Below are 17829 nucleotides of genomic sequence, written 5' to 3'. Positions count from 1 at the left end.
TTTAAAGTCAACTAGAAAATTTAATTTTTCTTAATTAAGCTTTCCGTTTGGCTTTCCCTTCACTTAACTCGTTGCTTTTCAGCGTTGTGCTCCGTGTCGGTGGATGCGCATTATAGGGAAATCGAAAACCATTGCAACCCCTTTTTTTGATCTTTTTGATCATTTATCTTTAAACCCTCAATACTGGCACTAATTCCGCAGATAAGATGCAATCTTTTCAACAAGTTCTATATTTAATTATTGCGATATTTGATTAAGTCGTTAATATAGCAACCTTTCTTGTTAAATTAATGTGTATTCAACGTTTTTTGGTAGATCCTTATGAATATTCTCGATCGTAAGACACTATTTACTGTACTTCTCCTGGCAATACTGAGCTATGCGCTCGGGCATTTTGTACTGCTAAATAGTCAAGTAGATCCCGCCCTATTATTGGCGCTAGGCATCATAATTGGAGGTATTGCTTCAGCATTTGCTTCCTCAACAGGAAATACTGGTAGTAGTAGCATCAGTGGTTCGGTAGAAACAACCACACTCTATGTCGGTAATTTACCCTACAGAGCAAATGAACAAGTTGTCCGCGATTTGTTCGAAGAAAAGGGACGGGTTTTTTCGGTTCGTTTGCTTAAAGATAAGAACACAGGTAAACGCCGAGGATTTGGTTTTGTCGAAATGCCGCAACCTGATGCTCTCAAGGCCATCAACGAACTCAATGAATCAGAGTTTCAGCAACGTACGTTAAAAGTCAGAGAAGCGAAACAAAAACAAGAGTCACTGACCACTAACGATCACGACTGATCTCTTTCATCTTATAAAGCTAGTTGTACACACTAACAGGGGTGGGGCCAATTTGGTTACCACCCCTTTTTACTTCTCACCTGTTCAGGCACATGTATTCATCACTAAATATTATTGGTCAAGGCTGAACAATCTGACGTCTGGTCTATCAATATTAAGCGCCTGGGTTGCCGTCGCGTACCAATTCGTTATTCCTGACTCAACGCCATTGCACTGAACTGGCAACCCTGGTTCTTCAATGATACGCCCTTGCGCCAATAAAGACATAACACGCCTGGCAATTGCCGCGCCTGAATCAATCAGGGTCACCGACTCAGAGATGGCCTCACTCAAAGGTTTCGCAATAATAGGAAAGTGCGTACATCCCAGGACTAAGTGATCCAGCCCTGCGGCGAGTTCAAGTTGTTTGATCTCAGCGGCAAGCTGCTCACGGTCAATCTCACCGGACCAATAAAACTGCTCAGCCAGCTCAACCAATTTAGTCGACTGATACAAATCAACCTGGCATTCGTTCGCGAATTGCGTAATGAGTTGTTGGGTGTATGTATTTCCGGACGTTGCAGGCGTCGCCAGTAAGCCAATATGTCGACTACGACTGGCGATGGCTGCGGGCTTAATGGCAGGCACAACTCCGACAATCGGGATAGAGGTTAACTGACGAGTGGATCCCAATGCATAAGTTGAGGCGGTGTTGCATGCAATCACTATGATATCGACCGGATGCAAATCACGATCGAGCCACTTTATCAGGGCGGCCAAACGCTGCTGAATAGTCTGCTGGGACTGTAAGCCATAAGGCAGCAGCACGTTGTCCATCACATAGCTATAATCGGCATGAGGCAGTACTGCACGAATGTGCTCAAGCACGCTGGTTCCGCCGATACCAGAATCAAAAACGAGAATGTGTGGCACATGCGCTCCTTATTTACAGTTCGCGCGCAGTGTGCCACGGTCAGGGTTTAAAATAAATACTTGTGTCAACTCAAGCAGAGTGGGTTCAGACGCTCTATTATACCTGCTGGTCTTGCTTCTCAGCTTGACGTGATTCCAGGGCGCTGAAGAAGCCTTCAGCATAATCCAGAAACTCATTCAGACGTGCCTGGCCCTCGTTGATCCACGCCATAATATCCGGTAACTGAGCTTCTATACCCAGTCCTTTCGCCTCATCATGGATCCCTTCTAAACGCTGATCCAATGGCTGTAATGCTTTTTCCAAATCTTTCATCGGATTACTTTGCTGATACTGAGCAATCGCTGCAGATGTTTTAGTCTGGCGCAAGTCCATGGTGAAGTTGACGATTTGTTCGCTGTTAATACCCAGCTCCTGCACTTTGGCAAAGGCATCGTCGTAATCACCGGCAAAAAAGGTGTCACTGACATCACGGATATCTTTCATCATATCGTTGATGGCTGCCTGCTCATCTTCATTCAGATCGCCATTCACACTGATAGAAAAGTTAAGTTCACGACTGCTCTGCTCACCATAAGCAAATCCTTCACTGTCACCGTTGCGTGCATAACTGGCAGCCTGAGATTGACTCATCGCATCACTGAATGAAATCACTACCTCATCGCCTTCTGCTGTAGTAAAGGCGTATTCAGCCTGATTCGATAAGCTGGCAAACTGAGCGGCACTAACAGACACTTGCTGGGGCTTAGGATCAAACAACTCTTTTTCAAATTCGTCCAGGCCGTTAAAAATGCCTTCTCTGGACTTTTCTATCCCACCTTCAATTTCATCATTGAATAAACCGGTGCCTTTTAACTCTTCAGACGCTTCATCAATCCCCATCTGCACGCCCTTGCGTGCTTGATCAAGCATACTCTTGAGTGTGTCGTCATCTTCCCCTGCGGCTTTGGCTTTCTTCACAGCCCCCTGTACAAACCCCAGCACATTTTTGACAATTTCCTCAAAATCAAACAGCGGCTTGTCTTTTTCTTCTTTTTTCTCAATGCCCAGCGCCTGCGCCAGTTTATCATCGAGCATTTTTGCCGCTGCCTGAGATTTGTTTCCGTGGTAACTATCCGTATTAATTGACATATTAGGGATAAGCGATTTAGCTTTACCCGCGTTATGCTGCATCGCCGGATTCAACAGCTGATTCAACTGTCCGATTTTCATGTCTGCTCTCCGCTTTACTTGATAGTTGGTTATCGGCCAAAACGCCATAAGCTTAAGTCTATTGTACAATAAAAGAGCAAAAAGTTTTGCTCTGTGCTGGACAAATCGAAAGTGCATCCTAAAATAGCGCCTCTTTGCATTAACTATGGTGGTTTTAATATGGCGGTGATCACGATTGACACTTCGACCTACGAGCAACAGTTGAAAGAAAAACAACAGCGGATCAGTGCGCAATTTGCCCGCTTCGATGCGCCACAGCTGGAAGTGTACGACTCCCCCAAAAGCCACTATCGTCAGCGTTGTGAATTCAGAGTCTGGCATGACGGTGACGATCTGTTCCACATCATGTTCGATCAGCAAACCAAAGAGAAGATCCGAGTGGATCAGTTTGATCCAGGTGCGCCTCTGGTCAATGAAATGATGCAGGTGATGATGGATAAACTACGTCACAACGAGATCCTGCGCCGTAAACTGTTCCAGATTGACTATCTCACCACACTCAGTGGAGAAGTACTGATCAGCCTGCTTTACCACAAAGCACTGGATGATGCCTGGCAAGAAGCGATGCAAACGCTACGTCATGAGCTACAGCAGAGTTATAAAGTTGACTTTATCGGCCGAGCCAGAAAACAAAAAGTGGTATTTGGTGATGACTTTGTGACTGAGCGGCTGACTGTTAATGACAAGCAGTACACCTACCAACAAGTCGAAAACAGCTTTACTCAACCCAATGCTGCAGTGAACGAAAAGATGCTGGCCTGGACACAAGACCTGTGCGCACCACTGCAAAACGATTTACTTGAACTGTATTGTGGCAATGGCAACTTTTCCATCGCTCTGGCGGGTCAATTTAACCGGGTATTGGCCACAGAAATTTCTAAATCTTCTGTACACTCAGCACAGTACAATATCGCAGCCAATAAAGTAGATAATCTTGATATCATTCGTATGTCGAGTGAGGAATTTACGGCAGCGATGAAGGGCGAAAAACAGTTCTCTCGCCTCAAAGGGATAGATCTACACAGTTACAACTGCCAGACCATTCTGGTAGATCCACCACGTGCTGGCATGGATGAATTAACCTGTAAACTGGTCAGCCAATACGACAACATCATCTATATTTCCTGCAACCCGGATACGCTGGAACGTGATTTGGAGTTACTGTGTGAAACGCATCAGGTGTCGCGTATCGCTATCTTCGATCAGTTCCCTTACACCCACCATGTTGAATCGGGTGTCTTTCTGACCAGAAAGTAAATGCGAATCTAAGACATAAAAAAACCCGCGTACATCGCGGGTTTTTTCATTCTGGCAAATTAAGACTTTTTCGCCAGATAATTAATCAGTGCGGCAATATCATCCGGTGAAGTTACACCAGACTCTCGCGACAAGATCAGCTTGTATTTACCATTGACGATAAACGTTGGTACACCACTCAATGCACCTTTGTCCTGCATTTGCTCTTGCGCACGTTTCATTTTCTTCGCTTTTGTGCGAACTGAGAAACTCTTATACAGCTTATCAAATTTTTCACCAGACACGCCCTGTGCAACAAACAGATCTTTGATGTCCGCTACTTCATTGAACTTACCGCGCTTGCCATGCAAGTGCGCAAACATGGCCGATACAATCTTGTCTTTTTGCGGCAATACTGACGCTGTCGCCAATGCCGTGCTCATCATTTGCTGAATTTCAGGGTCTCTGACGCCAACAAAGTCGACATGACTCTTTTTGAACTTCACGTCCTGATCCAGTTTTGGCTTAAATTCACCGATCAATGATTCAAAGTTATTACAGGCAGGGCAATAAAAAGAGAAGTACTCTGTCACTTCAGGTTTCTTTGTACCGCGCTCCGCAACCACTTCATAATGCTTGCCTTCCTGGAAGTTAGCAGCATTGGCCATTAAAGGTAGGAACAGCGCCAGTGCAGCGGCGCAAATGGATTTAAACATAGTCTGCTTCCCTTATTTTTCTAATAGGTGCTTAACCAGAGCATCAAGCTCAGCCTGGCTGCTCAGTTCTCTCAGGTTAATCTTATATTTGTCGTTCACAACAAAAGTGGGGACGCCCGTTAAGGCACCCGCTTTACTAAATGCATCTTGCTTCTCAACCATCGCTTTCTCAGCACTGATCACCGGCATGCTGGCCATAGCAGCATCGAACTGCTCAGCACTGATCCCATTCGCTTCTAGTAGTTTTTTGACATCTTTTAAGTCTTTTAGTTGCACTTGCTGCACGTGTATGGTGTTGAAGATCTGGTCGCTCACCTGCTGTGCTTTACCATGGTGTTTTGCAATGATGTAGGCATAACTCAGGTTACTCTGTACTTCTGGTGCCAGGCCACCCAGGAAATTAACGTGGCTTTTTTCAAACACAGCACCTTGTGGCAGGCTTTTCTCCAGCGCTTTGGCAACCGGTTCGAACTGGAAGCAATGCGGGCAATAAAAAGAAAAGAACTCGGTGACTTTGGCCGATTCACTTTTTGTTGTAGTTAACGTCTGATAGTGCTTACCATCCGTGAAGTCGGCTGCCATTGCCAACACTGGCATACACAACGCAATTAGCGCAACCTTGATCGATTTTAACATTACTATTCTCTCTAAATTTTTATGGATAAAGACTGATCGCCGCTTCATCCAGAGCGGCAAGTTGTTCTTTTAATGCCAGGATCTGCTGTTCCCAGTATTTGTCTGTTGCAAACCACGAAAAGTTCCGGGGAAATGCCGGATCATGCCAACGCTTGGCGAGCCATCCCATGTAATGCACCATACGCATGGCCCTCAGCGGCTCAATTAAGGCAAGCTCGCGCGCATCGAACGAGGCAAACTCTTCATAGCCAGATAACAGGGTATCAAGTTGCATCACCTGATTCTGCCTGTCACCACTTAACATCATCCAGAGATCCTGAACCGCGGGTCCCTGACGACAATCATCAAGGTCCACTATCATTAACTGTTCCTGAGACCATAGAATATTGCCAGCATGGCAATCACCATGCAAACGGATCGGCTGGATTGATGTGAATTTTTCTTCTGCTTTGTTAATGACCTGATCAAGCACCGTGGTAAATGCAAGCCGTAATGTATCAGGCAAACACTCAGAAGCCAAAATATCAACACGCGGCTGATGCAGATAGCTGGTCACATCAATCGCCGGTCGGTGCGCAAAGTCATCCTGCTTCGCAACGCTGTGCAAGCGCCCAATATAGCGCCCAAGCATTTCCAGATGATCCAGGTTGTCCACCTCGAATTGGCGACCTCCGACACTTGGAAACAGACAGAATCGATAGCCCTGATGCTCAAACAAACTGCGCCCGTCAACACGCAGAGGGGCAACAACCGGTACTTCAGCTTGCTGCAGGGCCAGCGTGAAGTCGTGTTCTTCCTGAATTTGCTCGGAATGCCAGCGTTCAGGGCGATAAAACTTCGCCACATAGCGGCGGTTATCGTCAGCGCGAAACTGATAAACCCGATTCTCATAACTATTGAGGGGCAACAATCCCGATTCAGGATAAACCCCGACGCTTTCGATGGCATCCAGGATCAGGTCGGGCGTTAAATTTTGAAAGCTGAAATCTGTCATAGTTTTTACCTTTCACTGTCCTGTTCCAAAAACTGGCCTAGGACAAAGTAACAAAAAAGCGGGCTACCCCGCTTTTATGATGTCTATCTGAGTTATCCCCATTGTACCCTATCTATGCTAACGACCTTTAAAAAAGTTTGTCGGCTGTGCGATTGACTCCGAGGGCGCATCTTTAACTGTGATGACGAACTCAAACTCGGTAACCGGTAACGTCAGATCGTAAGGGTCAATGACGACCGACAACGGCTGATCCACCGTAGAGCCTGCTGCAATGTGGATCTCCTGCTTACCCAGAATAGTGAAATCAGACAAACCGCGAATACTGATAAGGAAAGTTTGAGGCACCTGTGCTTTGTTGATCATCTTCAGTGTATAAGTATTTTCAACCAACCCTTCTACATTGACCCGATACAGCTGGTTTCTGTCTCTGATAATATCCAGGTCAAGTGTTTTGCGCATCGCAACATTAGCAACCAGAGCCCCAGTTAAGACAATTAGGATCAATAGGTAACCGACCAACTTGCCCCGTACGGCTTTGGTTTTTTCACTGCTGCTTTCGAGATTGCGTTCTGTTGTGTAGGAGATCAATCCCCTGGGATAGTTCATTTTATCCATTACACCATCACACGCATCGATACAGGCACCACAATTGATGCACTCGTATTGCAGCCCATTACGGATGTCGATACCGGTCGGACAAACCTGCACACATAGTTTACAGTCGATACAGTCACCCAGATCCAGCGCTTTAGGATCCTCCTTACGACCACGAGGTCCGCGATTTTCGCCACGTGCGGTATCATAGCTCACAGTGAAAGTGTCTTTATCGAACATCGCAGACTGAAAACGTGAATAGGGACAAATATGCAGACACATGATCTCACGCATCCAGCCGGCATTACCATAAGTACACAGAGTAAAGATCACCACACTTAACGCCGCATACCCTGAAGCTGAAAACATCAGCAGGTCGGGGAGTAATTCACGGATGGGCGTGAAATAACCGACAAACGAAATGGCGGTATACAGAGAAAACAGCACCCAACTGAGATGTTTGGCTGATTTACGCCAGAACTTATCAAAATCCATGGGCCGCTGATCAAGCTTCTTACGCTGATTGGCGGTACCTTCCAGCTTCTCTTCAAACCAAATAAAAATAAACGTCCAGACCGTCTGCGGACAAGTGTAACCACACCACACCCGCCCATAGAAAGTCGTAACCAAAAACAAGGCAAAGGCCGCTATCATCAATATAAAGGCCAGAATAGTGAGGTCCTGAGGCCACAGTGTCAGACCAAAGATATTAAATTTTTGCTCAAAGATATCGAACAGCACCGCTTGCTCACCATTGAAGTTAATCCAGGGCAACAGCATGAACGCCAGCATGCCGATAAAGCCTATCTGCTTTCTGAGTTTCTGGTGCAACCCGGTAACAGCCCTGACATAAATACGATTGCGAGGGTTAAACCTGTCTGGTTGTAAATCGTCGGGTTTGTGGATTTTGACGTCGACGGGAATATTTTTGACCTTAATTTGCTTGTCCATCACAGCTCCTTACGCGCCTGGGACAGGTACTTGCTACAGTGACCTCTATTTTATATATGTAGTATATCAATCTGGATCAGATCTCGCTCATTTTAAAGGGAAAACCCGACATAAAACAGCATCGCGTTCATTTCGGGTAATAAAAAATTCTGAGCGCTAAACTTGCTTTTAATTCCGTCATTTTATTACACTGGCGACATCTTTTAGCTGTTTAGATCAAAGTTGTTGCAGTTATGAAAAAGTACTTAATTTTAGTCGTGGCAATCCTGGCTCTGTTTACCATTGACCACCCAAGTGTCAAAGAGCCGCGTGAGAAGATGATACAGTACGGTGTTGATCTGCTTGGTGATACCAGCAAAGCCCAGTATAGCCTGGCAGCCAAGCTCGCACGCCAGCAAATCAAAAAAGAGCTAACCTTAACCGAGTCAGAGCACGACTATATTATGTCTGCCCTGTCGACTAATGAAAAAATGAAAGTGTTTCACCTCAAGTTTTGTGAAGGCAATGAGCTGAATATGTACTTTTATGGCCCCAAGCTACTGGATGTGTGTGAAATCGCGGCCGGCTCTTTGCGCGAGGCGGGGCTGTAATGGACTTTTCTCAACTGAACAAAGCCAGTGCTAAGTCTTTCAATGAACAAAAAGCCCTGCTGAAGAAACTGAGTAAAGGCCAGACGGTGCTGTGTCAGCACTGTGAGCAGCCAATCCAACTCGACCTGACCGCTGCAAAGGGAGCTAAAGGGAGTGCACATTGTGCGAAAGGCTGCACTCACATTGAACTGGATTTGATGTAACTGAATTACTCGTTGTACAGGCCGCTCGCCAGAGCGACCTGCTCAATCAAGGCTGCATAGCCTTGCGCAAAGTCATTAGCTAAGCTCAATTGCTGAGCACAAAAGGCCGACATCTCTTGCCCCGACTGTTGACAAAACTGTGCTACTTGCTGCTCTTGCAAACTGAAAAATGCCAATTGCTCCGTCGCCATTTGCAACGCCTCAACCAATTCTTGTGGCACCTCAGAAGCGGTTGCTAAACGCTCATAGTAGGGTTGGCTGGCCAGTAGAAAGCCCTGGCTCCACTGTTGCTTTTCCGACCAGGGAGAGTGTGCCTGTGCAGGCAGAGCAAATTGCTCAGAGAAAACCTGCTCGCTGATATGATGATGCAGTGCTAAAAAAGCAAACACGGTGTGTTCTTCCAGCGCCTCATCGTTCAGGCTCAGCTCGCTTAGCCATTGCTCAGGCTCTATCCCGTCCGGGCTACAAATCAACCCAAACAAATAGCCTTCAACAGCGCGCAGGCTCAATGCACCTGGCCGCTGCTCAAGATAATTAGTCAGCGCAGTCTGATGCTGCGCGTCGTAGTTAAACGTCATCATGATTTATAAGTTCACCGGGTAACGCCCTTCGCTATCAGGACGGCCTAAGAATTTAACGGCATCATGAACTTCTTTTGGTAAAGAGGCTTCAGGTTTGATATTGCCTGCAACCCGGAACTGCATATTGGCAGCCAGCGTGGCGTCAGCACGCAGCCCTAAACGGTTCTCCGGATCCACTGTGACAGCAATATCGCCAGATTTACAGCTTAATACACCACTCATATCACCGATACTGAACCAGCCACTGAGCCCTTTGATATCAATATTGGGACTGCTGATCTCACCGGTGAGGGCATCACAGTATGGCTGGCCAGTATGGTATTCATCAATACTCAGGATCACGCGACCCTTGGCATCCACTGGCAGCGGCAGGGTTACCTGCTGCATAGCCTGCTCGACGCTAAAACGCAAGGTGGCATCATCCAGCCGCGCAGCCTGATCCAGTAAAGACACAGAGAAATTACTATTACCAGAAATTTCATCCAGTGCTCTGGGTGAACCAAAACGTACTTTACCCTGTAACTGACCCGTTAACAGTCCCCAGCCATTTAGCTGCCAGGTGACGTCATTCAGTTGCACATTTTCGTAACGGACCTCACTGATCCGCCCTTCCCACACCGAGCCCGATACGGCTCCAATGGCCAACGCACGAGGTAAAGAGCCCTGCGAAAGCTGCAAAACAATACTGGCTGGCATGCTAATGGCAGCAAAAACACCAAAGGCCAGTAAAAAAACCAGCACTAAACTGATGATCTTCTTCATACTTAATTCTCTAATACCAGACGGCTAACTCGAACATACCCGGGCGCATCTTCCTTCCCCAGATCCAGGTTAGCCACTTTAACACCATGCTGATTGGTCAGCTCGTCCAGCCAGGCAATCAACTGGTTAAACTCCACATTGTCGATATTGACACGCAGCGCATTATCATTTGGCTGCATTTTACTGATGACAATTTTATATTTGCCACGCGTACGGTTCACCAATTGAGTCAGGTTAACATTGGCCGCAGAGGCACGGCCAACACCCTGGCTCTTCAGCTGGGTCACACTTTTGCCTACCCAGGAAACCAGGGCTTGCTGTTTATCGACTTCTTTTTCTGCTTTTTCAACAGCGGTATTGAGTGGACGGATGATCCCCATCACCAGCACAAACACACAAAACACAACTCCGCCAAGGATCAGCAGCTTTTGCTCCTGCTCTTTAAGAGATTGCCAATAATTAATCACTTGCTGTTTCATGCTGCACCTCGAATGCGGATCTCACCGATCACGTAGTCGCCATCATTATTAAGTGCACCTTGCTGCACTGTCATGCCGCGCTGCTCCAGGATGCTTTTTACCTGACCAAAGACCTGGAAGCCGTTGGCTTTTGCTCGGATCCGCAGTTCGTTACGACGTTGATCATAACGCAGTGTTTCAGGTTCAAAGTCCTTCACTTCATCGAATACAGTCACAAAGTGATTGGTCAACTCAAGGAAGCCGCCTTGCTGCTCGCCTGATAAACTGTTTAGCTCATTCTGGATCTGTTTCTTCAGCAAGTGTGGGCGCACCACTTTATTCGGAAAAGCTTGTTTATAACTGGCAACAGCCTGCGCGCTTAGCTCATCAGCCTGATTCTGCAACAAGATCAGCTGCGTTGACTTTATTCCGATAAAGCAGACCAATGCGATTGACGCGGCAATTAGGCCAGCTTGCCAATCACGCCACCACTGAGGCTGCTTTTTCTTGGCAGCAAATTTACCCTGACGTAAGTTAAAGCTTTGCTGCTCAAGTTGTTTAGCAAACAACGCCAATGGTAAGTCATACTCGCTTTCCATCGCATCGAGCGTTTTGTTCGATGCCAGTGCTTCTCCCGGACTGAAATGTTGAATACGTTCCTCAGGTAGCAAGTTTAAGAAACCTGCGAGCCAGTCAGATTCAACACCACTGACCTGCCAGTCTCCTGAGCGGAACAACCACTGCGTGCCCAGCTCTATAGCACTGATAGTGTTTTCTGACGGCGCAGGCAATAATAATGCATCAGGTAGCAAACGCTGAACGCTGATATCAAAATCATCGAATAAGGCCATCCAGGCTGCTAACCAGGCTTTATCACATAAGGCCACATCTATGGTGTGCTGCTCGTCCCGCTGACCGGCTTTACCTACTGCGATAAAGGCCGAATCAATATCGCAGGCAATTTGCTCTTCCAGCATGAAAGGCAGGGCCTGCTCCAGTTTGCGATTCCACTTGGCCGGTAAATCAATCGTTTTTAACTGCACGCTAGAGGCTGGCAGCAACACGACAACCGAGCGGCTCTGTGCTTTTTCACTAAGCTCACCGAGCCGTCCGGCATGCTCCAGCTCACCGCTGGCAATGATCTGCGCATCTTGCGCCGACCAGACTAACCAGTGAACCGGCTCTTGTTGTGAGTGACCCACACGGATCATCAAATTTTCTGACACTAAACGCCTCCAAATTTACGCGCTAGGATGCTCGCCCGACCATCTTTTATTTCGATTATTGAGGTCAGGCGAAACAAACGCTCATCGAACTGAGCCTTTGCTCGTAACTTAAAATAATTGCTTGAAATAGTAAAAATTTTATCGTTCTTTTGTTTGTCGGAAGCGCCCTGATTTGCCGCTTCCGAATAAAATTCCTGTATTGAGTCAAAGCCTTTTTCCGGACGAGCCGAAATAATTGCTTCTGCGCCAGATTCGCTCAGCCCCTCCATCAACGCGCTCAGCAACAACGCCTGTTCGGGCTGAATGGTATTGACATTAATAGCCAACTCAGTGCTACCCGGGATAACGCATACATACGGCAGTAACTTTTCCATTACCAGAGGGTTAAACCCTTTGATTATCCTCAGCTCACTGACCGAAGCAAACAGGTTATTTGCTGTCAGATAAGGGGTTCTGAGTGACATATATTCATCTTCTTCGGCGCCCGAGCGGAACGTAATACTGTCATCATCCAACCAGTCATACACGCTGTCTGCCATGGCCTCTTCGCTTTCTTCACTGGGCAGGTCTTCGATGTTCTTTAACAGCTCAAGCAACGCTTTGTGTGCTGGGTTTGTGTCATTCCGGTTGCCGCTGTTTTGCGGTTTATTACGCAACGCATTGAGGTTTAAACAGGCCTGCAAATCCGTGATCTCACCACTCAAAGTGCCATGATCCACCGGATAGGGTACCTCTGACAATGCCCAGGGTTGTCCCAAATGAACTTTATCAGGCTCGTCTTTACGGCTATCGAGCAGGACCTTTTTGACCAACTCTTCCGCCCCATAGCTATACCATTTAGCTTGCTGATGGGTCTGCAGGTTGGTGGCTTTTTGCACCTGTACCATCAGACTCATGGTCATTTCTGTTGCGATAGTCGCGGCCAGAGCCACAATGAACAAAACAATGACTAACGCTGCACCACGTTGAGATTTCACGCTAGCCCCTCCTTTGTCCATCATTGTCATTTTGGCCGTTATTGTTGTTATTGTCGTTATTACCATTGCGATTATCGTCACCGCTGCTGGCTTGTTTCACTTTGCCATCGCCCGGCGTTAAAAAAATGCGTCGAATTGGCTCAGCCTCTTGTTGCTGGATAGTCACAGCAACCGCCAAAGGCAGGGCTTTAATGTCCCAGCTATTCTGCCACTTCTGCTTGTCGTCTAGGAACTCAAACTTAAGCTCTTCAACGTTTTCCAGGATCACCTGGCTGCGAGGTTCAGTGCCATCAAGCTGGTCAACATAAATTCGGTAAATACGTTCCAGATTGTCGTCTACGACACGATAACCCACTGCCTGTAATTCAGAACGAGGCAGCAGACTAATTGGGTTGGTCCAGCCATCACGTACAAAAGCAATCCCATCGTACTGACTGCTCAGATTGTAGCGACCATGAATGATATATGTTGGGCTAAAATCCCCCGCCTCATTACGTACTTCCCGTTTGGTCATCTGGTTGAAGTCCTGATCCATCAAACGAAACATAGTTTGCAATGATTCCAGCTCTGCCACCGTTTCTTCAGATGCTTCTTTGGCTCTGAGTGTGGTATCCAGGATTTGATGGGTGGCAGTGACCACCATGGCCAAAATAGCCAAGGCCAGTAAAACCTCAATCAGGGTAAAGCCACTCTGTCGGGAGGAAATATGCGCGCGCATTATCGCTTCCCTTTTTTATAAATAAAGGTGGTCAGGTCGTACACTGAGTGTTCACGTTTTTCATCGGAAAACACTTCTATTGTGACCTTCACAAAAGTGGGATCAGCCGTTGCAAGGGTAGACTGTGACCAATACCAGGTTACTCCGCCCATTTCCTCATCGCCTTTAAGGCCATTGCGCACCGCGCCTTCTTTGGCGCCAGCGCGCATCATAACAAGGCGGTTTTCGGCCACCCAAGAAGCATAAGCTTGCTGCTCCAAAGTGCTGATATGATTAATATGCTCACCCGTTGCCTGCATCGCAGCAATCCCCGCGACGGCACAGATACTAAGTGCAACCATCACCTCAAGAAGTGTAAAGCCAGCTTGTTTTGTCCTTGCTATCAGGCCATTCATGAGTCTTCCGGCTCCTTACGTAAATTCACCGGCGCCATAAACTCACCTTCAACAAAATACACGGGCTCACTGTTTTCCTCGAGCTCAAGGCTGAGTTGAAACGCACTGACTTCACCTGACGACAATAGCAAGACCTGAGGAATTTTCAGTTTTTTTAGTTCCAACAGACTCTCTTCATCGCCGCTGCCCATCAACTCACGCCAATTGGCCTGCTCTAGCATATTGTCTTGTGCCCAGGCTAAATCTTCCGTAGTGAGTACAATTTTATACTCATCGGAATACTCTACCGCCTGGTAGAGTTCTTCGGCCTCAAAAGTCGTCCATTTTTCACCATCAAAAACCAGAAACTCGAGCTTTTTCTTATCCAGATGAAAGCCCAGCTCAATTTGATTGAGAATGGCAAATTCAGAGGCCATATTGATCACACTATGCAGTCGGAGCGCTTCACGCTCCAATTCTTCCTCCATATCGTCAGACAGCGTATACGTGACCAGATTGACTGAAAAGCCAATAATCACCAGCACCATCAGGATTTCGATAAGGCTGAACCCGGCCTGGCGACCAGATTTCGGTAGGTGCGCCTGATGCGCACCTGATTGAAGGTTTACTGCTGTGTGCATAAGAATTAACGGTCTTCTTCGTTGTCCCAGTTACCCAGGTCATCTTCTGTGCCAACTTCACCGTCAGGCCCCATTGAAAAGATGTCGATCTTACCCATTTCGCCCGGGCTAACCAGCTGATAAGGATTACCCCAAGGATCTTCAGGTAGCTTTGAAATAAAGCCGCCTTCAGGGAAACGCTTTGGTACAGGGTCAATGGAGGTTTGTGTTACCAGGGCTTCCAAACCTTGCTCTGTGGTTGGGTACTTTTTATTCTTAAGCTTGTACATTTTCATTGCGTCTTCAATCTGACGAATGTCCAGCATCGCTTTTTCTTTTGCAGCTTCTTCTTGTTGACCCATAATGTTAGGCGCCACGATAGACATGATCATCCCAATGATGACCAAAACCACCATTACTTCTAATAATGAAAATCCAGATTGTTTTTTCACGTTGATTACCTCAATGCTGTTTGCGTGCGATATCAAACCGACACGCTGATGTTGTATATGCAATTAATTTGACTACAGACCAATTGCTTTGTTCATCGCCATGATTGGCTGTAGGATCGCCATTACGATAAACAGCACGATCACGGCCATGCTTGCAATCATGGCGGGTTCGAGCAGTTTTAACGAAACGCTGACCATACTTTCGAATTCCCTGTCCTGGTTGTTAGCAGCACGCTCTAGCATCTGCTCCAGTTCCCCGGACTTTTCACCACTTGCAATCATATGAAGCATCATGGGCGGAAATAACTTTGTTTGTGCCAATGCAGCTCGCAGGCTTGCACCTTCACTCACATGGGTTGCCGCTTCTGTCACGGCCGCTTTTATCTTCTCGTTTTCCAGTACCTGACCGGAGATTTTCATCCCTTCCAGCAAAGGTACGGAACTGGAAGACAAAATACTCAGAGTACGGGCAAAGCGCGCGGTATTGATGCCGCGACTAATTTTACCAATGCCGGGAAGCTGTAATAGCTTGGCATCGTACCAAAAACGCACCTTGGGCCGTTTCAGCGCTTGCTTGATTAAAAAGACGCTGCCAAAAATAGCGATAAGAGACACCATCCAGTAGGCCTGCACAAAATTACTGGCTGCCATAACCCATTCTGTTGTCCACGGCAGAACCTGTTTAGATTTCTCAAACGTTTTTAGAATTTTTGGTACCACAGTGCCCAGCAGAACTGACACGATAGCAATAGCAAATATCACCAGAATGGTTGGATAAACCATTGCCTGAGTGATCTGGCTGCGCATATGCTGACGCTGTTCGGTGTAATCTGCCAGGCGATTTAATACTTGATCCAAATGGCCCGACTTTTCACCGGCCGCCACCATAGCCCGATATAAATTATCAAATACATGCGGAAACTCTGACATACCATCAGCCAGCGTGTAACCTTCAACAACTTTAGAACGAACGGCCATCAGCATGCGTTTGAGACGTGGCTTCTCGCACTGTTCTGCCACTGCCATTACGGCAGCTTCTACTGGCAAAGAGGATTGGATCAACGTCGCTAGCTGGCGGGTGATCAGGGCAATATCGGAAACCGAAGGTTTATAGCTAGGTCTTAGACTAAAACCACCAGAGCTGGCAGACTTTTCTTTTTCCGCTGCAGGCGCCACCTCAAGTGGCATCATGGCTTTTTCGCGCAGCATCTGGCGAACCTGCTTGGCAGTATCTGCCTCCAGTATGCCTTTTTTCTCTTTTCCTTTGCCGTCTAAAGCACGATACTCAAACGCAGCCATTAGCCTTCCTCACGGGTGACCCGCATCACCTCTTCCAGCGTCGTCTGACCTTTCAGCACACGGGCACAGCCATCCTGACGAATGCTGGGGCTGAACGTTCGTATGTACTTCTCAACCGACTGTTCACCTTTACCGTTATGGATCAATTCACGAATGTGCTCGTCCACAATTAACAGTTCATGGATACCGGTTCGACCTTTATAGCCGTTGAAGTTACACTCTTCACAACCCACAGCACGATAAATTGTGGTTTGAGAGCCTTTCTCAATACCCAACAGCTCACACTCACGGTCATCCGCAAAATGTGCTTCTTTACAGTTAGGGCATAAAGTTCGTACCAGTCGCTGTGACAAGACACCCAATAAAGATGAAGATAGTAGGAAAGGTTCAACGCCCATGTCTTCCATCCGGGTAATCGCACCCGAAGCGGTATTGGTGTGTAGTGTTGACATCACCAAGTGACCTGTCAGTGACGCCTGAACGCCTATCTGGGCGGTTTCCAGATCCCGGATCTCACCAACCATCACCACATCTGGATCCTGACGCAGTATCGCGCGCAGACCACGGGCAAAGGTCATATCCACTTTGGGGTTCACCTGAGTCTGACCAATTCCGGGGATCTCATATTCAATAGGATCTTCTACGGTCAGTATATTGCGATCTCTGGAGTTAATCTGCGTCATACCAGCATACAAGGTGGTACTCTTACCAGAACCGGTCGGACCGGTAACCAGAATAATACCGTGTGGTTTAGCAATGATCTCAGCAAACAGTTCACGGTTGCGCTCCGTCATACCCAGATCTTCCAGGTTCAGACGCGCATTGTTTTTATCTAACAGACGCAGTACTACACGCTCACCAAAACTAGATGGCATAGTCGAAACTCGCACATCAACGGCACGACCAGCGATACGTAAACTGATCCGACCGTCCTGTGGGACCCGCTTTTCAGCGATGTCGAGTTTAGCCATAACCTTGATCCGGGATACCAGCAATGAAGACAGCTTGCGGTTAGGCTTAAGCACTTCTTTCAGCACACCATCGACCCGGAAACGGATCACTAATTCCTGCTCAAAGGTCTCGATGTGAATATCCGAGGCCCCTTCTTTGATCGCTTCACTGAGCATGGCGTTAATTAGTTTGATGATTGGCGCATCGTCATCAGCAGCAAGCAGATCTTCAGTTTGCGGCATTTCTTCGGCGAGCGAGAATAGGTCAACTTCGTTACCTATGTCTTCCATCATCTGCTGTGTTTCAGAGCTGTCTCGCTGATATGAGGCTTCCAGCAGCAACTCAAACTTGTCGTCATCCAGCTGCTCAAGGGTAAATCCAGCCTGAGCAATACGACGTACTTCAAGCAACGCATCCAGCGAAGGTTGGCCTTTATAATAAACTTTCAGACCTTCTGATTGCTGACTTAACAGCAAACTCTGGCGTCTTGCATAAGCAAAGGGCAAGCGCACATGCGACCCAGCCTCTGCATCCATTGATTCATCCAGCGCCAACGCTGTTTCATCATGAC

At 47.2% G+C, this 17829-nt stretch carries 21 protein-coding genes; 4 read left to right on the top strand and 17 right to left on the bottom strand.

Annotated elements, in window-relative coordinates; translation table 11 throughout:
• The first annotated feature begins 321 nt into the window (after positions 1–321).
• A complete protein-coding gene (locus IY568_RS22475) occupies positions 322–798 on the top strand; it encodes an RNA recognition motif domain-containing protein (RefSeq protein ID WP_194868758.1) in 477 nt (158 codons plus the stop codon).
• A gap of 111 nt (positions 799–909) precedes the next feature.
• Here IY568_RS22475 and murI read toward each other — a convergent pair whose 3' ends face one another.
• Together murI and IY568_RS22465 are read right to left on the bottom strand one after the other, a co-directional pair.
• Complete coding sequence (gene murI, locus IY568_RS22470; protein WP_194868757.1) at positions 910–1710, bottom strand: glutamate racemase; 801 nt, start codon at positions 1708–1710, stop codon at positions 910–912.
• A 97-nt stretch (positions 1711–1807) separates the two neighbouring features.
• Positions 1808–2920: a DUF5610 domain-containing protein gene (locus IY568_RS22465; protein WP_138539536.1), complete on the bottom strand. Its 1113-nt coding sequence runs from the start codon at positions 2918–2920 to the stop codon at positions 1808–1810.
• Between the two features lie 159 nt (positions 2921–3079).
• On the opposite strand from IY568_RS22465, the gene trmA reads away from it, so the two are divergent.
• Positions 3080–4177 carry a tRNA (uridine(54)-C5)-methyltransferase TrmA gene (gene trmA / locus IY568_RS22460; RefSeq protein WP_194868756.1) on the top strand — a complete coding sequence of 366 codons (1098 nt, stop codon included), beginning with the start codon at positions 3080–3082 and terminating at the stop codon, positions 4175–4177.
• Positions 4178–4236: 59 nt separating this feature from the next.
• Here the strand turns inward: trmA and IY568_RS22455 are convergent, their stop codons facing one another.
• The 4 genes from IY568_RS22455 to ccoG all read right to left on the bottom strand — a co-directional run bounded on the left by IY568_RS22455 (position 4237) and on the right by ccoG (position 8047).
• Positions 4237–4872 (bottom strand): thiol:disulfide interchange protein DsbA/DsbL, encoded by a 636-nt coding sequence (locus IY568_RS22455; protein ID WP_125564523.1) that lies wholly within the window; start codon positions 4870–4872, stop codon positions 4237–4239.
• 12 nt (positions 4873–4884) lie between these two features.
• Complete coding sequence (locus IY568_RS22450) at positions 4885–5508, bottom strand: thiol:disulfide interchange protein DsbA/DsbL (protein ID WP_010387105.1); 624 nt, start codon at positions 5506–5508, stop codon at positions 4885–4887.
• Positions 5509–5527: 19 nt separating this feature from the next.
• Positions 5528–6502, bottom strand: coding sequence for a serine/threonine protein kinase (locus IY568_RS22445; RefSeq protein ID WP_194868755.1), 975 nt, complete (start codon positions 6500–6502; stop codon positions 5528–5530).
• A 117-nt stretch (positions 6503–6619) separates the two neighbouring features.
• Positions 6620–8047 carry a cytochrome c oxidase accessory protein CcoG gene (gene ccoG, locus IY568_RS22440; protein WP_125564526.1) on the bottom strand — a complete coding sequence of 476 codons (1428 nt, stop codon included), beginning with the start codon at positions 8045–8047 and terminating at the stop codon, positions 6620–6622.
• Between the two features lie 233 nt (positions 8048–8280).
• Here ccoG and IY568_RS22435 point away from each other — a divergent pair, with 233 nt between their 5' ends.
• Both IY568_RS22435 and IY568_RS22430 read left to right on the top strand, forming a co-directional pair.
• A complete protein-coding gene (locus IY568_RS22435) occupies positions 8281–8637 on the top strand; it encodes a hypothetical protein (RefSeq protein WP_194868754.1) in 357 nt (118 codons plus the stop codon).
• Positions 8637–8840 (top strand): hypothetical protein, encoded by a 204-nt coding sequence (locus IY568_RS22430; protein ID WP_125564530.1) that lies wholly within the window; start codon positions 8637–8639, stop codon positions 8838–8840. Before IY568_RS22435 ends, IY568_RS22430 begins: the two co-directional genes overlap by 1 nt.
• A 5-nt stretch (positions 8841–8845) precedes the next feature.
• Here IY568_RS22430 and IY568_RS22425 read toward each other — a convergent pair whose 3' ends face one another.
• The 11 genes from IY568_RS22425 to gspE form a co-directional block, all read right to left on the bottom strand.
• The gene (locus IY568_RS22425) at positions 8846–9421 is read right to left on the bottom strand and encodes a UPF0149 family protein (protein ID WP_125564532.1); all 576 of its coding nucleotides are present in this window, start codon (positions 9419–9421) and stop codon (positions 8846–8848) included.
• Between the two features lie 3 nt (positions 9422–9424).
• Entirely contained in the window at positions 9425–10183 is a 759-nt protein-coding gene (locus tag IY568_RS22420; RefSeq protein WP_138539540.1) for a type II secretion system protein N, read from the bottom strand.
• Positions 10184–10185: 2 nt separating this feature from the next.
• Positions 10186–10662 (bottom strand): type II secretion system protein GspM, encoded by a 477-nt coding sequence (gene gspM, locus IY568_RS22415; protein ID WP_125564536.1) that lies wholly within the window; start codon positions 10660–10662, stop codon positions 10186–10188.
• Complete coding sequence (gene gspL / locus IY568_RS22410) at positions 10659–11867, bottom strand: type II secretion system protein GspL (RefSeq protein ID WP_194868753.1); 1209 nt, start codon at positions 11865–11867, stop codon at positions 10659–10661. The genes gspM and gspL overlap by 4 nt, the downstream gene beginning before the upstream one ends.
• Positions 11867–12865 carry a type II secretion system minor pseudopilin GspK gene (gene gspK, locus IY568_RS22405; protein ID WP_125564617.1) on the bottom strand — a complete coding sequence of 333 codons (999 nt, stop codon included), beginning with the start codon at positions 12863–12865 and terminating at the stop codon, positions 11867–11869. The genes gspL and gspK overlap by 1 nt, the downstream gene beginning before the upstream one ends.
• Positions 12846–13562, bottom strand: a complete 717-nt coding sequence (gene gspJ / locus IY568_RS22400) for a type II secretion system minor pseudopilin GspJ (RefSeq protein WP_194868752.1) — start codon at positions 13560–13562, stop codon at positions 12846–12848. Before gspJ ends, gspK begins: the two co-directional genes overlap by 20 nt.
• Positions 13562–13957 carry a type II secretion system minor pseudopilin GspI gene (gspI, locus tag IY568_RS22395; RefSeq protein ID WP_125564541.1) on the bottom strand — a complete coding sequence of 132 codons (396 nt, stop codon included), beginning with the start codon at positions 13955–13957 and terminating at the stop codon, positions 13562–13564. Before gspI ends, gspJ begins: the two co-directional genes overlap by 1 nt.
• Positions 13954–14577 carry a type II secretion system protein gene (locus tag IY568_RS22390; RefSeq protein WP_125564543.1) on the bottom strand — a complete coding sequence of 208 codons (624 nt, stop codon included), beginning with the start codon at positions 14575–14577 and terminating at the stop codon, positions 13954–13956. The genes gspI and IY568_RS22390 overlap by 4 nt, the downstream gene beginning before the upstream one ends.
• Positions 14578–14582: 5 nt before the next feature.
• Complete coding sequence (gspG, locus tag IY568_RS22385; protein ID WP_125564545.1) at positions 14583–15008, bottom strand: type II secretion system major pseudopilin GspG; 426 nt, start codon at positions 15006–15008, stop codon at positions 14583–14585.
• Positions 15009–15080: 72 nt separating this feature from the next.
• The gene (gspF, locus tag IY568_RS22380; RefSeq protein WP_125564547.1) at positions 15081–16307 is read right to left on the bottom strand and encodes a type II secretion system inner membrane protein GspF; all 1227 of its coding nucleotides are present in this window, start codon (positions 16305–16307) and stop codon (positions 15081–15083) included.
• Positions 16307–17794 (bottom strand): type II secretion system ATPase GspE, encoded by a 1488-nt coding sequence (gene gspE / locus IY568_RS22375; RefSeq protein ID WP_164517645.1) that lies wholly within the window; start codon positions 17792–17794, stop codon positions 16307–16309. Before gspE ends, gspF begins: the two co-directional genes overlap by 1 nt.
• Positions 17795–17829: the final 35 nt, after the last annotated feature.

The organism is Pseudoalteromonas sp. PPB1 (assembly GCF_015356275.1).
GTDB classification, from domain to species: Bacteria; Pseudomonadota; Gammaproteobacteria; order Enterobacterales; family Alteromonadaceae; genus Pseudoalteromonas; species Pseudoalteromonas rubra_D.
Note: the sequence above shows the minus strand (reverse complement) of the source record. Positions and strands in the feature narration are given on the sequence as shown.

What these genes read in the sequence shown, in the direction of transcription:
- IY568_RS22475 (WP_194868758.1), top strand. Translation starts at nt 322, where the DNA reads ATGAATATTCTCGATCGTAAGACACTATTTACTGTACTTCTCCTGGCA.
- IY568_RS22465 (WP_138539536.1), bottom strand. Translation starts at nt 2,920, where the DNA reads ATGAAAATCGGACAGTTGAATCAGCTGTTGAATCCGGCGATGCAGCAT.
- trmA (WP_194868756.1), top strand. Translation starts at nt 3,080, where the DNA reads ATGGCGGTGATCACGATTGACACTTCGACCTACGAGCAACAGTTGAAA.
- IY568_RS22455 (WP_125564523.1), bottom strand. Translation starts at nt 4,872, where the DNA reads ATGTTTAAATCCATTTGCGCCGCTGCACTGGCGCTGTTCCTACCTTTA.
- IY568_RS22450 (WP_010387105.1), bottom strand. Translation starts at nt 5,508, where the DNA reads ATGTTAAAATCGATCAAGGTTGCGCTAATTGCGTTGTGTATGCCAGTG.
- IY568_RS22445 (WP_194868755.1), bottom strand. Translation starts at nt 6,502, where the DNA reads ATGACAGATTTCAGCTTTCAAAATTTAACGCCCGACCTGATCCTGGAT.
- ccoG (WP_125564526.1), bottom strand. Translation starts at nt 8,047, where the DNA reads ATGGACAAGCAAATTAAGGTCAAAAATATTCCCGTCGACGTCAAAATC.
- IY568_RS22435 (WP_194868754.1), top strand. Translation starts at nt 8,281, where the DNA reads ATGAAAAAGTACTTAATTTTAGTCGTGGCAATCCTGGCTCTGTTTACC.
- IY568_RS22430 (WP_125564530.1), top strand. Translation starts at nt 8,637, where the DNA reads ATGGACTTTTCTCAACTGAACAAAGCCAGTGCTAAGTCTTTCAATGAA.
- IY568_RS22425 (WP_125564532.1), bottom strand. Translation starts at nt 9,421, where the DNA reads ATGATGACGTTTAACTACGACGCGCAGCATCAGACTGCGCTGACTAAT.
- IY568_RS22420 (WP_138539540.1), bottom strand. Translation starts at nt 10,183, where the DNA reads ATGAAGAAGATCATCAGTTTAGTGCTGGTTTTTTTACTGGCCTTTGGT.
- gspM (WP_125564536.1), bottom strand. Translation starts at nt 10,662, where the DNA reads ATGAAACAGCAAGTGATTAATTATTGGCAATCTCTTAAAGAGCAGGAG.
- gspK (WP_125564617.1), bottom strand. Translation starts at nt 12,865, where the DNA reads ATGGACAAAGGAGGGGCTAGCGTGAAATCTCAACGTGGTGCAGCGTTA.
- gspJ (WP_194868752.1), bottom strand. Translation starts at nt 13,562, where the DNA reads ATGCGCGCGCATATTTCCTCCCGACAGAGTGGCTTTACCCTGATTGAG.
- gspI (WP_125564541.1), bottom strand. Translation starts at nt 13,957, where the DNA reads ATGAATGGCCTGATAGCAAGGACAAAACAAGCTGGCTTTACACTTCTT.
- IY568_RS22390 (WP_125564543.1), bottom strand. Translation starts at nt 14,577, where the DNA reads ATGCACACAGCAGTAAACCTTCAATCAGGTGCGCATCAGGCGCACCTA.
- gspF (WP_125564547.1), bottom strand. Translation starts at nt 16,307, where the DNA reads ATGGCTGCGTTTGAGTATCGTGCTTTAGACGGCAAAGGAAAAGAGAAA.
- gspE (WP_164517645.1), bottom strand. Translation starts at nt 17,794, where the DNA reads ATGGATGCAGAGGCTGGGTCGCATGTGCGCTTGCCCTTTGCTTATGCA.